Here is a 14567-nt window from a genome sequence, read left to right as displayed (position 1 = left end):
ATGAATAAAGTTTTAGCAACAAAGGATGCTCTTGAATTAATTGCAAAATTACGAACAAGACATGGCCCACTACTTTTTCATCAATCAGGTGGATGTTGTGACGGTAGTTCTCCTATGTGTTATCCAAGAAATGAATTTATCATTGGTGACTCTGATGTATTACTTGGAGAAATTGGCAATACTCCATTTTATATGAATAAAAAACAGTATGAGTATTGGAAACATACGCAATTAATTATTGATGTGGTACCTGGAAGAGGTGGCATGTTCTCTTTAGAAGGTCCGGAAGGTGTTCGGTTTTTAACAAGATCTAAAGTGTTTCCTAAATAAAATTAAACCTGTAAAAAGAATAAAAAAAGAAGTCCTACTCGTTAAGTAGGACTTCTTAAACTATTAAACTTCTAATTCAAAATCTGTAGAAGGTTCACTGTTATAAACATCTTTATCTAAGTCATTCGTTGCTTTACTAGTTAAAACTCCTGCTGTCATACTACCACTTACATTAAGTGCCGTACGTCCCATATCAATTAAAGGCTCAACAGAAATTAATAACCCAGCTAGTGCGATCGGTAAGTCTAGTGCAGATAATACGAGAATGGCCGCAAATGTTGCTCCCCCTCCTACTCCTGCTACTCCGAATGAACTAATAGCTACTATTACAATAACCATGAATAAAAATGATGGATCTAATGGATTAATTCCAACAGTTGGTGCTATCATTACAGCTAACATTGCTGGATAAATTCCGGCACAACCATTTTGACCAATTGATAAACCGAAAGAACCGGCAAAGTTTGCAACGCCGTCTGACACTCCTAGTTCTTTCGTTTGCGCTTTAATGTTTAACGGTAACGTTGCAGCACTTGATCTAGACGTAAAAGCAAATGTTAATACAGGAATAACTTTTTTCACGTACGTGATTGGATTTAACCCTGATAACGAGATTAATATTAAATGAATGATAAACATTATTATTAATGCAACGTACGATGCAAGTACGAATTTCCCTAATTTTGCAATTGCTGCGTAATCACTTGTTGCAGTAACTCTCGTCATTAAAGCTAAAACACCAAATGGCGTTAAACGAAGGATGAGTGTTACAACACGCATAATAATGGTATAGAATGTATCAACAATTTTTGCAAAGAAATCAGCTTGCTCTTCATTCTTTCTTCTCACACCTAAGTAAGCCATCCCTACAATCGCTGCAAAAATAACAACGGCAATAGTTGAAGTTGACCTTGCACCAGTAAAGTCTAAGAAAATATTAGATGGAATTAGATCTAACATTTGTTGTGGGAATGATTTCGTTGCGACTTCCGTTGCACGAGATTCTAACGCTTCTCCTCTCGCTACTTCAGCATCACCTTGCTCAATTTGGATTGCTTCAAGATTAAATGCCATTGTCGTTCCAATTCCAATTGCGGCTGCAATTGCTGTTGTTCCTATTAGAATACCAATAATAAGACCACTAATCTTACCAATATTGCTCTTTAGCGTTAATTTAGTAAACGCTGTAAGAATACTAATAAATACTAGTGGCATTACAATCATTTGTAATAACCTTACGTACCCTACACCAACTATGTTAAACCATTCCATAGATGATGAAATAATCTCAGATCCACTACCATAAGTAAACTGTAAACCTAGGCCAAAAATAATCCCTACTATTAATGCTGAAAATACACGCTTAGAAAAAGATACATGTTTTCTCTGCATCATATAAAGACCATATAGTAGGCCAAGTAAAATAATAATATTAATGATGACAAATAAAGTATTCATAAATTTTCCTCCTTTTCGCATTATTACTTTAATCCATTAAACCTTATTGGTCAAGTAGGAATATTTAATAAAATATTAGTATGTATGTTTTTCTTTCGGGAAAAACATACATACTATTCTATTCTTGTACTCGCGGTTTTGTTGGATCACAATCTGGCATTGCAGTAGCTGTTGAACTAGCTAACTTAATTAAGTAATAACATTCCTCTCGAGCCATATGATCAGCCATAATGGCCGAAAACGTACCTAACAGTTGATCTGATAATTCCATTTCTTTTATTTCATGTAAAAAAGTTTTAAACAGTTCTATCTCCAATTTTACTTCAACATTCATTTTAGAAAGTGCAGGAAACGATTGAACGTTCGTTCTTAAATACCCTGCAAGCTCTACTGCTTTTATATAAAAATCTTTAAATCTTTCAATAAATTCGTGCGATCTAACTTTCACATCCTGTTCTACCATATCAACACTATCATTAATTCCTTGCGCATGGCCTGCTGCATCAAGTAACCATACTAAATGGTGATGCAATTCATGAAAAATTGGTGGGCTTTCCCCTTTTTCTAAATAACTTACTACATTTAAATATTCCTCTAATTCATTTACCATATGGTTAATAAATGTTGGCGGTAAGTTTACGGTAATTTCTCCGTGCAATTGTCTACGAATAATAGATAATTTGAATTCACGTAATTGTTGTGTCAAAGCTTTCGCCGTTTTAATGTGTTGATGCACATTTTCGTTCGTTAAACTATTTGCTTCATTGTACAAACGATCGTATCTGTCTTTAAACTGTTGTGCTTTTTGAATATCTTCTTTTTCTTTTGGACCTAACGTATCTAGGAAAAAAATGTTGTGATCTCCAAACACTTGCATCCAAAACCGTTGTTCAAATGTTGCATCTTCTAAAAAACTAATGGAACTCCTCCTCCTTTCTTTCTCATAAACAATATATTCCTACATTTTATAAACATAACTTCTACCTTGAAAATAGGTCTCTTTAGGAAAAAGGCAATTTGTACGATTATTTATTGAAATGAGACAAACTAACGAAAGTACAAGCATATAGATAAAATAGATTGTTATTTTAAGGGGGATGGAAATGAGATTGTTAGTAATAAAAAGAAGTTGGTTTTTGTTCCTAGCGTTTTGTTGTGTTGTTGCTTTTGGAGGATGGTATGTAGTGAACAAAGGAATTATCCCAACAACTGGACAAGTAAAACAAAGTGAAGAAACAGTTATTCATTTAATTACTACAGAATTTGAGACGAAAACTGCAGATGGAAAAGAAATTGAAGTATATCGCTGGGATCCAGGTACAGTTGTTGCTCCAAAAGGAAAAGAAGTTACATTTAAGCTTTTCGGATTAAATGGTCATGAACATCATTTTACAATTGAAGGAACATCGGTACACGGTGTTGTCAACAAAGGAAAAGAAACGGTTGTGAAAGTGCAATTTGATGAGCCTGGTGTGTACAAACTAATTTGTACTTCTCATGCGAATGATGTAGTACCTATGATTGCTTATATACATGTGTATTAATGTGTTGCTGACTAGAGATACCCTAGTCAGCTTTTTTAATCGTTTATGAAACTATAAACGTGTGTAAATTTTGTGGATAACTTCTCTCTTTACTTTTCTGACGTCTAGCTCCGGCGGCTTGGCCCTCGAGACATAAGCCAGTCACTTCCGGTGGACAAAGACCGTCCACCTGCAGCGCCGCACCTTTCTTGTCGGGTCAGAGCGAGCCGCGTCCGCTTTTGTTCTTTGTAAAATGTTTATCTTTCCCCTTTTCTTCTTCTTTACTATCTATTTTTATTTGGAAATGGTATAATTTCAACGGATTATATATATATGGAGGAAATAAAATAAATGATTACAGTGACAAATGTTAGTTTACGTTTTGGAGATCGAAAGTTATTTGAAGATGTTAATATAAAGTTTACACCAGGAAATTGTTATGGATTAATTGGTGCGAACGGTGCTGGAAAATCTACTTTCCTTAAAGTACTTTCTGGTGAAGTTGAAGCACAAACAGGGAATGTTAGTATGAACCCTGGTGAAAGACTTACTGTTTTAAAGCAAAACCACTTCGAATATGAAGAGCATGAAGTTCTTAAAACAGTAATTATGGGCCATGCAAGACTATACGAAGTAATGCAAGAAAAAGATGCAATTTATATGAAAGAAGATTTTTCTGATGAGGATGGAATGAGAGCAGCTGAATTAGAAGGTGAATTCGCCGAACTTAATGGGTGGGAAGCAGAATCAGAAGCTGCTATTTTGCTTAAAGGTTTAGGTATTGAGGAAAATTTGCATGATAAAAAAATGGCAGAGTTAACAGGATCTGAGAAAGTGAAAGTGTTACTAGCACAAGCTTTATTCGGTAAACCTGACGTTCTTTTATTAGACGAACCTACAAACCATTTAGACTTAAAAGCAATCCAATGGTTAGAAGAGTTTTTAATAAACTTTGAAAATACAGTTATTGTCGTATCTCATGACCGTCATTTCTTAAACAAAGTGTGTACTCATATTGCTGATTTAGACTTTAGTAAAATTCAAATATATGTTGGGAACTACGACTTCTGGTATGAATCAAGTCAGTTAGCAACAAAAATGGCTCAAAATGAAAACAAGAAAAAAGAAGAAAAAATTAAAGAATTACAAGCATTTATCGCTAGGTTTAGTGCGAACGCTTCAAAATCAAAACAAGCAACATCTCGTAAGAAGTTATTAGATAAAATAACACTAGACGACATTAGGCCTTCATCACGTAAATATCCTTATATTCATTTTACGCCTGAACGTGAAATTGGAAATGACCTTCTCCGTGTTGAAGGATTAACGAAAACAATTGACGGTGTAAAAGTATTAGACAACGTAAGCTTCATTATGAACAAGGATGACAAAATTGCTCTAGTGGGTAGTAATGAAATTGCTAATAGCACCCTATTAAAAATATTATCTGGCGAAATGGAACCGGATAGTGGTTCATTTAGATGGGGCGTTACCACTTCTCAATCTTATTTTCCGAAAGACAATGCTAAGTTTTTCGAAAATAGTGATTTAAACTTAGTTGATTGGCTACGTCAATTTTCTCCTCAAGATGAAACAGAAACATTTTTACGTGGGTTCTTAGGAAGAATGTTATTTTCAGGTGAAGAGGTTAAGAAAAAAGCAAGTGTTTTATCTGGTGGAGAAAAAGTTCGCTGTATGCTTTCTAAAATGATGTTAAGCGGATCGAATGTATTATTATTAGATGACCCTACAAACCATTTAGATCTTGAATCTATTACAGCATTGAATAATGGTTTGATTAATTTTAAAGGTTCTATCGTTTTCACATCACATGACCATCAATTTATTCAAACAATTGCAAACAGAGTCATCGAAATTACACCTAAAGGACTTGTTGATAAACAAGTTACTTACGATGAATATTTAGAAGATGAAGCTGTACAAAAACAAGTAAAAGAAATGTACGCATAAAAAAACAAAAGCGTAGGCGCTTCGTACAGGCCCGTACAAACTGGACTGTTCCTGTAGGAGATAAAGGAAACACGGTGAACGCGTAAGCGTGAACCGATGTTGACTTAGCGTACGGAGGGAACGGGAAGTTTGACAGGGCCTAAGCGCCGGAGCTAGACGTAACAACACATGTCAGGAGTTATCCACAAACTTTTAGTGTTATAATTTCCTTTGCAATAAAAAAAGAAACCTGAACAGGCACGATTACACTCCTGTTCGGGTTTCTTTTTTATATTTCTTGAAAATATGTTTTGTAAAAACCACTAATTTCACCTTTATTATCAACTACAAAATAAAATTCTTCTGTTTCATTTTTTACATCGTATACTTGTCCTTCCGTTAAGGCGTTATGCACTAAATATTTAGCAGCGTTTGTATGTATACATTTTACTTGTTTTATTGTGTCTGCTTGCTTCCATGTTAAGTGAATCATATTCATTTCTCCATTCTATTAAAGTTTAATGCTATTTTATCATACCTTTTTCCAATGTTAAATTAGTACTTATTTTAAATTGTTTCAACTAGTCCTCCCCTCACCCATTTTAGGCTCCTTTCATACAGTAAATGGAGGAGTTGAGTAATGTTGAACGAATATACGAACCTAATAGCTGAATTTGGTATTGGTGGCGCTCATCCTGGAGGATTAAGCTTTTCTAAAGAAATTTTAACTAATGAAAACATAGATAGCAATGACATTATTTTAGAGGTTGGTTGTGGTACCGGGCAAACAACCGCATACCTTGCCTTAAACGGTCATACGGTAGTGCCGATTGACTCACATCCGAAAATGGTGGAAAAAGCGAACAACAGGTTCCAACAGTTATATCTTCCTTGTAAAGCACAAATAGCCGACATCCATGACTTGCCATTTGAGAAGGACAGTTTCGATATTGTCATAGCAGAGTCAGTTTTATCGTTCACCAACCTAGATCAATCGTTAGCTAATATACATGACGTTTTAAAAGAAGGTGGAAAATTAATAGCATTAGAAATGACAAAAAAGGATTCTATTAAAGATGAATTTTTAGGAAGTATAAAGAAGCACTTTGGTACTCCACAAATACTTTCCAAATCAATGTGGGAAAATAAGCTAAAAAAGCACGGATACGACCCAATCCGCTTTCAAACTATGTCATTACACGATTTGCCTACACCTGAACAAGATATAGCACCGTCCGATATGATTGATGATAAATATTATGAATTAATGTTCAAGCACGAAAAGATTGTTAGAAAAAGTCGTAATATGTTATCGCTTGGTGTAATTGTAGCTCAAAAATAATTACTTTTAAAAGTAGCATTATGCTACTTTTTCTTTTTTTGGAATATTATTGGAACAATTTTGAATAACGCTTCCTCTTTTTTCTATAAAAATACATAAATTATGAATGACTTGTACAAATGGCCTCTAATGGAAACATTTATACAGTGAAATGCTTGTATAATCTTGTTAGGGTATATACATGAGTGTTTGATAGCTACAAACATTTCTTAGGAGGTAATACAATGTTAAAAAAATTATTAATGTCATCATTTATTGCGACGGTTCTCTTTTCTGCTACTGCAGTTGGAGCAAGCGCATCGACATATACAGTTAAATCTGGAGATTCTTTATGGGAAATCGGAAAAAAATACGGAGTATCTGTTAAAGATATTCAATCATTAAATAATAAACGAAATCATTTAATTTTCCCTGGTGAAACTTTGAAACTACCAAAAGCAGTAACAGCATCTGAAAAGGAATTAATGGCACGTCTTGTTCATGCAGAGGCTAAAGGAGAATCTTATGCAGGAAAAGTTGCGGTTGCGACTGTAATTTTAAACCGTGTAGATAGTGATTCATTCCCTAATACTATTAATGGTGTTGTTCATGAGAGAACTCCTCATGGAGGTTATCAGTTCACACCTGTACAAAATGGCCAAATTAACTTAGCGGCGGATAAAGAAGCAATGAAAGCAGTTGAAGAAGCAATCGCATTTAGAGGACAAGGTAAAGGTTCTTTATACTTCTATAATCCTGCTAAAACAAATGATCAGTGGATTCGTACTCGTGCAGTAACAACGACTATCGGTAACCACGTTTTCGCTAAGTAATATACAAATTAATAAGTGTTAAAACAGTGGGGAAAACTATTCGTTTTTCCCACTGTTTTGTTTATAAGTAACTTTGTCATCCTTTAGTAACTTTATAATTCTTATGGTTTATAACGGTTCTAATTGGTTCACCTGTGTTAGGATTCTTTCCGATATCAACTATAACGGAGCTATCTCTTACTGCAATAACCTGTCCCTTTATTCCCTTTCGGTGTCCTCCTTTTACTGAAATCGTATCACCAATATTTGCTACATTCGTTAGTTTATTTTCTGTTTCCATGTTTTCAACTCCCTTACACCTTGTATCGTTTCCATAAGAAATTCAATTATCCTTCTATTACTTTTTGCATATAATCATGTACGATTCGTCTTAAAGGATCTTTTTCATTGAGTAGATGGTGATGTCCCTCATCGAATAATACAGCATTGCTATTAGGAAATGTTTGTAGAAGATAATGACAATTATAATTCCAATCAACGGTCGTATCTTTATTTCCTTGAATAATATGAAAAATATTATCTTTCTTATTTATTGATTGCAAATTATTATACCAATTTTTTAATGCCAATAACCAATTATTTCGTATAACATTTACTTGTAAAGGGTCCTTCTTCAAAAACGTTAAATAGCTTTCATTAGAAGTGTTTTTTCGATACATCCTTTTTACATTCATACGAATAATATTCAAAAAAGGAGACGTGACAGTCCACAAATAAGATCGAATGAGTGGACATACTAAAATTACTTTTTCAAAAGGCGAATGGTAACGAATACAAAAATCTATTAGCATTGCAGCCCCAGTGCTATGCCCAATTGCAAAAAGCTTCTCTTTATCTATACTCCTATTCAATAATACTTCCTTGAAAGTTGAAGCGTAGTCTGTAAATGCTTTAACCTCTCCCCTGTTTCCACTAGAAAGACCATGCCCAATTAAATCAATTGTTTGCACTTCATATCCCTTTTGAATAAAAAAATTGATTGTATAATGCAAAGAATTAGAATGGTCAAGAAATCCATGAATAAGCCAAATTGTTCCCTTAGTAATAGGTGGAGTAAAGCTTTGTATAAATATTTTGTTGTTTTTACAAGTTAACCATTCATGGGAATGTATAGGTAAATGTTCTTCTAAATGATAAAAACGCAAATAGTCTTCTTTATTTTTATGGATTCCAAACTCCATTTTCTTTCACTTCCTCATATGTAATCATTATTTTGTCGTAACTAACTTTTATCACTATTTCTATTTATTAACAACTTTGCAAAGTATTTAACATGCTTATTAAGCATAAACTTTTCACTTCCTTCGAATGATAAAAGTATCCTTGAAGAAAAGAGGTGTTTCGATTGAATTGGAAAAGTATTATTATTGCAGGGATGACAGTTTCATTATTAACTGGTTGTGGAGCAGACCAAAGAGCAGAAAGAGGCGCTCCTAATGAGGCTCTAGATGTAAACTGGGAAAACCGAGGAGCACGTACAGGGTATATGGATGCTCGAAATGTTCGCTACAATGAAGGTATGTTTGGAACGAACGACCTTGGAACAGAACGAAACAGAAACAACATGAATATAAACAATACAGAAATCGGTCGTGATGGAACTTTCCGTAGTCAAAATGCAGCGAATGAATCACGAATGGCTGTAGCTGATAGAGCTGTTGATGCTGTAACAGATTTAGATGAAGTTAAAAGAGCGAATATTATTGTTACAAATAGAATCGCTTATGTTGCTGCAGTTTTAGATGATGGGCACAGTGGGCAATTAACCGAAGAAGTGGAAAATAAAATTGCAAGAGAAGTTCGAAAAACAGACCGTGATATACAAAACGTATATGTTTCCACAAATCCAGAATTTGTGGATCGTATGCAAGGATATACCAATAATATTAATGAAGGTCGTCCAATAGCCGGATTTTTCGAGGAATTTACAGAAACAATTTCGCGCATTTTCCCTAATGCACGATAATAAATGATAAGAAAGAGACCGCATTTTGGTCTCTTTCCTCATTTTAATTCTTCCTCATTAAATATAATTGCGTCTGCAAGTTGTTCAGCCGTTTGGACACTATATTTTTTAACCTCAACTAGTATTTCGTTGGTCACATTCTCGATTTCCTCGCGAGAATAGCCTAATCGTTCCATTGCAATTGTTGTATAGGCTATAATTTCATTCACTTCCATCGTATCCCTCCTTATTGATGATATTTTCTGTTAAAACAATCTTCATATACACTATCGCGGTTTTAAAGTATTTAAAAAAGCCCACACAATTGTGAGCTACTTTAGTTTGCGAGTCGCATTTAATAATTTTTGTTTTAATTCATTTTCCATTGAAACAAGCTCTTGTTCGACTTGAACACGTTTTTCTCTACCTTCTTGTTGTATTTTTAACGTTTCTTCTAACGTTTCGATTAAATTGGCTTGTGTCTTTTTCAATGTTTCTACATCCACAATCCCTCGTTCATTTTCCCTAGCAGCTGCAATTGTGTTCTGCTTTAGCATTTCCGAGTTTCTTAATAATAAATCGTTCGTCGTTTCCGTAACGCTTTTTTGTGTATCTACTGCCTTTTGTTGGTTATATAAAGATACTGCAATAATTAGTTGGTTTTTCCATAATGGAATAGCTGTTAGGATAGAAGAATGAATTCTTTCGACTAATGTTTGATTTGTATGTTGAATTAAACGAATTTGCGGTGCCATCTGTAACGTAATTTGACGACTAATTTTTAAATCATGCACACGCTTTTCTAATCTGTCGACAAATTGAAGCATATCAGAAACTGCTTGAGCTTCCATTTGATTGTTCGTTAATCGAGCTTTTTGTTCCATCTCAGGGATCGTTTTCGTTTGTAATTCCTCTAGTTTGTGTTCCCCAGCAGCGATATAAACATTTAATGCTTGAAAATATTCTTTGTTTTTATCGTAAAGTGACTCTAGAACAATATTATCTCGTTGCAAAACTTTTTTAAAGCTTTCCAGCTGATCAGAAATTTTATCGATTTCAAATCCAATTTTACGGTATTTAGCAAATAATTGATTAACTGAATTTCCGATGCCGCCGAACAATCTACTTAACATGCCTTTCTTTTTTGGCTCCAATTCACCGGGTTTTACCTCTTTAATTTTTGTCATTAAATCAGTAATAACCTCACCAACTGGACCTGCGTCCTTCGTTTGGATATGGGAGAGTATAGAGTTGGAAAAATTAGATAGTTCTGATTGTGCTGCAACTCCGTATTGGGATATAGCCTGCTGGTCTTCGGGATTAATTTGCTTTGCAATTTCAATTGCTTTCTTTTTATGCTCTTCTGAAAGGCTATTCATTGCCGATTCCTTTTGTTCTAGTTGTTGCTCTACTTCTATTATTTCCCCGCTATTAGTTGTGGAAAATGGGTTGTTTAATAAGTCATTTAAAGTGTCATCTTTAAGTTTTTGTTCCACGATTTTCTCTTTGTCCATTTAAAGCACTCCTTCTACTTTTTCAAGGTTGAATCGATATTTTTTTCGCTGTTCTTAATTAGTTTTAATTCTACATCGAGATTAGTTATATCATTATTTAAAATCGAAATAAGTTCTCGTTCCATCGCTTTTTCTAAGCTTTTCAACCCATCTTCTGCTTCCCTTATAGAAGACTTTATTGTATGATCTCTTACAGGCTGAGAAACTAACTTAACATATTTATCGGTAATAATAGCAGCAGAGTCTAAGTGTTGATGGATAAAGTGACTTGCATCTCGAAATCGTTGTGGTTCAGTCTCTATCATTTTTATTACTTTATTGGACATTTTATAAACGTTATTAATTGTTTGAAAGACGAAAATAGACCGAACTCTAAATCGGGCATTGTTAATTTCTTTCACTTTTTTCTTTGCCTCTTTCATTTGCTGTGCTACATACTTCTTTTCTTTATTTACTATTTTGTTCAAATTGCTATTTGGGATGAATTTTTTCTTTAATAACGAGTAGGAAGTAAAGAAAGTTATTAAACTAATTAGTGCAGATATAGTAAATTGAAATCCGCTAGAAAATAAAGCAATTAAAAATACAATTACCGATATATTAAACGAACCGATTAGAATTAAAGCTCGTCTTATGAATATTTTCACAATAAACTCACTCCTAGTGACTGTTATTTAGTTATATATATTATTACGATTATAACGAATAGAAGTTTCAAACTTATTATATCATTATTAATAAGAAAAGGTTATGTTCAAAAACAAACTGAACATAACCTTTTTATCAGATACTAATTGAAACATATTTAACTTCTACATATTCGTCTAAACCATAATGGCTCCCTTCTCTTCCGATGCCACTTTCTTTCAGACCTCCAAAAGGGGCTTGAGCGGTAGAAGGAGCAGCGTCATTTACTCCGATTATGCCATATTCTAAACTTTCTGTTACTCGATACATCCGACTTAAGCTTTCAGTATAGAAATAAGCCGCTAAACCATACGGAGAGTTGTTAGCCCTATTAACTACTTCGTCTTCATTGCGGAAAGTAGCAATAGGAGCAACTGGACCAAACGTTTCTTCTGTCATCACCATCATTTCGTCCTTAACGTTAGAAATAACTGTTGGTTCCAAAAAGTTATCAGCAACAACTCTTCCACCACAATGGATCAATCCACCATTTTCGATAGCATCTTTTATTTGGCTCTGTACTTTGTTTCTAGCACTTAGGTCAATTAAAGGTCCGATATCAGATTGAGAATTTAGCCCATTTCCAATTTTTAATTTTTTCACTTCCTCAACAAACCGCTCTATAAATGTCGAGTGAATGGATTCATGAACAAAAATTCGATTTGCACAAATGCAAGTCTGTCCAGCGTTACGAAACTTGGATTGAATAGCACCTTTCACTGCTTTTTCAATATTGGCATCTTCAAATACTATAAATGGAGCATGCCCCCCTAATTCTAAAGAAACCTTTTTAACTGTTGTTGCGGCTTGTGCCATTAATTGCTTACCAATTTCAGTAGAACCAGTAAACGTTAATTTCTTTACACGTGGATCTTGTAACAAATTGTCACCTATTAAGCTAGATTTCCCTGTTATTACATTGAGAACCCCTTTCGGAATACCTGCTTCATGACCGTATTTCGCCAGCAATAAAGCTGTTAATGGGGTTTGACTAGCTGGTTTAATAATGATGGTGCAGCCTGCCACTAATGCTGGTGCAACCTTTCTTGTAATCATTGCGGCTGGAAAATTCCAAGGTGTTATCGCTGCAACTACCCCTATAGGTTGTTTCTGTATGAGTATACGCTTTTCTCGAAATTGAGAAGGGATGGTTTCTCCATACATTCTTTTTCCTTCTTCTTTATACCATTCTAAGAAGCTATTTGCGTAATGTACTTCTCCTAGTGCCTCTTTTAACGGCTTACCTTGTTCCATTGTTAAGACACGCGCAATTTCTTCGGCGTTTTTATCTATGAGTTCATACCATTTATGTAAATAAGCAGCCCTTTCGTAAACGGATAAACGTTTCCACTCGTGAAAAGCTAATTCAGCACTGTTGATTACGAGGTCCATTTGTTTATGAGTAATAATAGGTACAGATCCAATTGTTTCACCTGTTGCCGGATTGGTCACTTCCATCCATTCGTTCGTTTTTACCCATTCACCGTTAATGTACATCGGTTGTTGCTCCATTCTCCTCACTCCTTTTGTACAATTTACGTTTGTTGTTACCTATCTATTCGTTGAATTTAATTATATACAATAAGTTCAGCAGTAATTATAAACTGCCTTCTGCTTTCTTTTGAAAGTAAGTAGACGTTTTATTTAGTTTAATAAAATAAATGATAATAATAGTTAGTGATAGTAATCCGAATACTAATGCCATTAATTTAAGGCCAATTGTATCTAAGAATAGTCCTGTACCTAACAGAACTACTTGAAAAGCGACTCGATCTAACATATTACGAAATGAGAAAAATCTGCCGTGGTATTCTTTCGGAATTTTAGTTTGGAATATCGTTACTGCTATAGGGAAAAAACAACCTACTGCTAACCCAAAAATGGCAAACGACATAAGCGACATCCACTTTACGTCGGCAAAAAATAAGGAAAGGTGTGCAAAAGCAATCAATGTTACAAAACTAAACATTAACGTTATTAAGTTTTTATCTTTTGAAATTCTTTTAACTGCAAATGCCCCTATCATAAAAAAGATACCTTCTACTGCATAAATGAAGCTTTTAATAGTTGAATCATCTTGTAGCTCACTAATATTGATAACCATTAAATTAAAGCCACCTAGAAATAAATAAGGGATCATCGTCAAAATTAATACAGTTAATGCAATCGGTGTTTCTTTTAAAACAGGAATTACTTCTTTGAAACTACTAGATTTTTTAATCTTTTTCGATGCAAGCCCTTCACTCTCATCTATTTTTAGCAGGAAAGTAGTAATTAATAAAAAGCCGTATGCGATGAACGAAGCTAAATATAATGACGATAAACTCATTACAACGAGCATAGCACCAGCAATGGCAGTACCTGCTATTCGAGACACAGTAGATACATTCATATGGATGCCATTCATTGTTAATAGATCATTATCCTTTACAATTAAAGGTATAGCTGATTGTAGAGCAGGGAAATAAAAAGCAGCTGATATTTGGATAGAAATCATAAACAATACCATAAAGGTAATAGAGCTATATTGTATCGCTAAAAACATAAAGCAAACACTTAACATACGTCCAATACCAGAATAAATCAGTACTACTTTCTTGCTATTTGAATCTATTATTCTTCCAGCAAGTGGTCCAACTAAAACACCAGCTAAAAGTCCTACAAACATGATGAGTGCTTTAACAAAATCCGAAGGAATAAAGGCTTGCATAAATTCTAAATTTCCTATTATGCCAGTCCATAACCCTAGGCCAGCAATAAATTCACCAATAAGTATTATCCACACATTTTTATTTTGCCACATTCCAATTTCTCCATTCCGTTAATAAGTGCAATGCTATTCATAATATAGCATTCTTCCATACATTTCGCTATACGAAATAATACAAAAAAAAGAGGGGGAAATGCTCTCCCTCATTAATCATAAATAAATTCAAATGTGTAAACTTTGCGCGGATATCTATAACTTTTCGACTAGCTCCGATGGCTTGGTACTGCTCATATTTT

16 protein-coding genes are annotated in these 14567 nt (G+C 34.2%); 6 read left to right on the top strand and 10 right to left on the bottom strand.

From position 1 onward, the window contains the following. Positions 1-330: a DUF779 domain-containing protein gene (locus BC6307_RS11360; RefSeq protein WP_066410890.1), complete on the top strand. Its 330-nt coding sequence runs from the start codon at positions 1-3 to the stop codon at positions 328-330. Positions 331-393: 63 nt separating this feature from the next. Here BC6307_RS11360 and BC6307_RS11355 read toward each other — a convergent pair whose 3' ends face one another. Together BC6307_RS11355 and BC6307_RS11350 are read right to left on the bottom strand one after the other, a co-directional pair. Beyond that, entirely contained in the window at positions 394-1788 is a 1395-nt protein-coding gene (locus BC6307_RS11355; RefSeq protein ID WP_066410889.1) for an L-cystine transporter, read from the bottom strand. Between the two features lie 118 nt (positions 1789-1906). After that, positions 1907-2707: a DUF2935 domain-containing protein gene (locus tag BC6307_RS11350; RefSeq protein WP_268874244.1), complete on the bottom strand. Its 801-nt coding sequence runs from the start codon at positions 2705-2707 to the stop codon at positions 1907-1909. A gap of 184 nt (positions 2708-2891) precedes the next feature. On the opposite strand from BC6307_RS11350, the gene BC6307_RS11345 reads away from it, so the two are divergent. Next, positions 2892-3332 (top strand): cupredoxin domain-containing protein, encoded by a 441-nt coding sequence (locus BC6307_RS11345; protein WP_066410887.1) that lies wholly within the window; start codon positions 2892-2894, stop codon positions 3330-3332. A 330-nt stretch (positions 3333-3662) separates the two neighbouring features. Next, positions 3663-5282: an ABC-F family ATP-binding cassette domain-containing protein gene (locus BC6307_RS11340; RefSeq protein WP_066420681.1), complete on the top strand. Its 1620-nt coding sequence runs from the start codon at positions 3663-3665 to the stop codon at positions 5280-5282. 268 nt (positions 5283-5550) lie between these two features. On the opposite strand, the gene BC6307_RS11335 is transcribed toward BC6307_RS11340, so the two are convergent. After that, positions 5551-5754: a DUF6501 family protein gene (locus BC6307_RS11335; RefSeq protein ID WP_066420680.1), complete on the bottom strand. Its 204-nt coding sequence runs from the start codon at positions 5752-5754 to the stop codon at positions 5551-5553. A gap of 147 nt (positions 5755-5901) precedes the next feature. Between BC6307_RS11335 and BC6307_RS11330 the strand changes: the two genes are divergently transcribed. Both BC6307_RS11330 and BC6307_RS11325 read left to right on the top strand, forming a co-directional pair. Continuing rightward, positions 5902-6603, top strand: a complete 702-nt coding sequence (locus BC6307_RS11330; RefSeq protein ID WP_066420679.1) for a class I SAM-dependent methyltransferase — start codon at positions 5902-5904, stop codon at positions 6601-6603. A 224-nt stretch (positions 6604-6827) separates the two neighbouring features. Continuing rightward, complete coding sequence (locus BC6307_RS11325; RefSeq protein WP_066420677.1) at positions 6828-7415, top strand: cell wall hydrolase; 588 nt, start codon at positions 6828-6830, stop codon at positions 7413-7415. A gap of 76 nt (positions 7416-7491) precedes the next feature. Here the strand turns inward: BC6307_RS11325 and BC6307_RS11320 are convergent, their stop codons facing one another. Continuing rightward, complete coding sequence (locus tag BC6307_RS11320; RefSeq protein ID WP_066420676.1) at positions 7492-7695, bottom strand: DUF2187 family protein; 204 nt, start codon at positions 7693-7695, stop codon at positions 7492-7494. A gap of 46 nt (positions 7696-7741) precedes the next feature. Continuing rightward, a complete protein-coding gene (locus tag BC6307_RS11315; protein WP_066420674.1) occupies positions 7742-8596 on the bottom strand; it encodes an alpha/beta hydrolase in 855 nt (284 codons plus the stop codon). 155 nt (positions 8597-8751) lie between these two features. Between BC6307_RS11315 and BC6307_RS11310 the strand changes: the two genes are divergently transcribed. Continuing rightward, positions 8752-9381 (top strand): YhcN/YlaJ family sporulation lipoprotein, encoded by a 630-nt coding sequence (locus BC6307_RS11310; RefSeq protein WP_425319493.1) that lies wholly within the window; start codon positions 8752-8754, stop codon positions 9379-9381. A gap of 38 nt (positions 9382-9419) precedes the next feature. Here the strand turns inward: BC6307_RS11310 and BC6307_RS24795 are convergent, their stop codons facing one another. The 5 genes from BC6307_RS24795 to BC6307_RS11290 all read right to left on the bottom strand — a co-directional run bounded on the left by BC6307_RS24795 (position 9420) and on the right by BC6307_RS11290 (position 14364). Continuing rightward, entirely contained in the window at positions 9420-9596 is a 177-nt protein-coding gene (locus tag BC6307_RS24795) for a hypothetical protein (protein WP_157076709.1), read from the bottom strand. Positions 9597-9692: 96 nt separating this feature from the next. Beyond that, positions 9693-10874: a toxic anion resistance protein gene (locus BC6307_RS11305; protein ID WP_066420671.1), complete on the bottom strand. Its 1182-nt coding sequence runs from the start codon at positions 10872-10874 to the stop codon at positions 9693-9695. Positions 10875-10888: 14 nt separating this feature from the next. Beyond that, positions 10889-11521, bottom strand: a complete 633-nt coding sequence (locus BC6307_RS11300) for a 5-bromo-4-chloroindolyl phosphate hydrolysis family protein (protein ID WP_066420670.1) — start codon at positions 11519-11521, stop codon at positions 10889-10891. 136 nt (positions 11522-11657) lie between these two features. Continuing rightward, the gene (locus BC6307_RS11295) at positions 11658-13058 is read right to left on the bottom strand and encodes an NAD-dependent succinate-semialdehyde dehydrogenase (protein WP_066420682.1); all 1401 of its coding nucleotides are present in this window, start codon (positions 13056-13058) and stop codon (positions 11658-11660) included. Positions 13059-13158: 100 nt separating this feature from the next. After that, positions 13159-14364 carry an MFS transporter gene (locus BC6307_RS11290; RefSeq protein WP_066420669.1) on the bottom strand — a complete coding sequence of 402 codons (1206 nt, stop codon included), beginning with the start codon at positions 14362-14364 and terminating at the stop codon, positions 13159-13161. Positions 14365-14567: the final 203 nt, after the last annotated feature.

The organism is Sutcliffiella cohnii (genome assembly GCF_002250055.1).
Taxonomy (GTDB): Bacteria; Bacillota; Bacilli; order Bacillales; family Bacillaceae_I; genus Sutcliffiella; species Sutcliffiella cohnii.
Note: the sequence above shows the minus strand (reverse complement) of the source record. Positions and strands in the feature narration are given on the sequence as shown.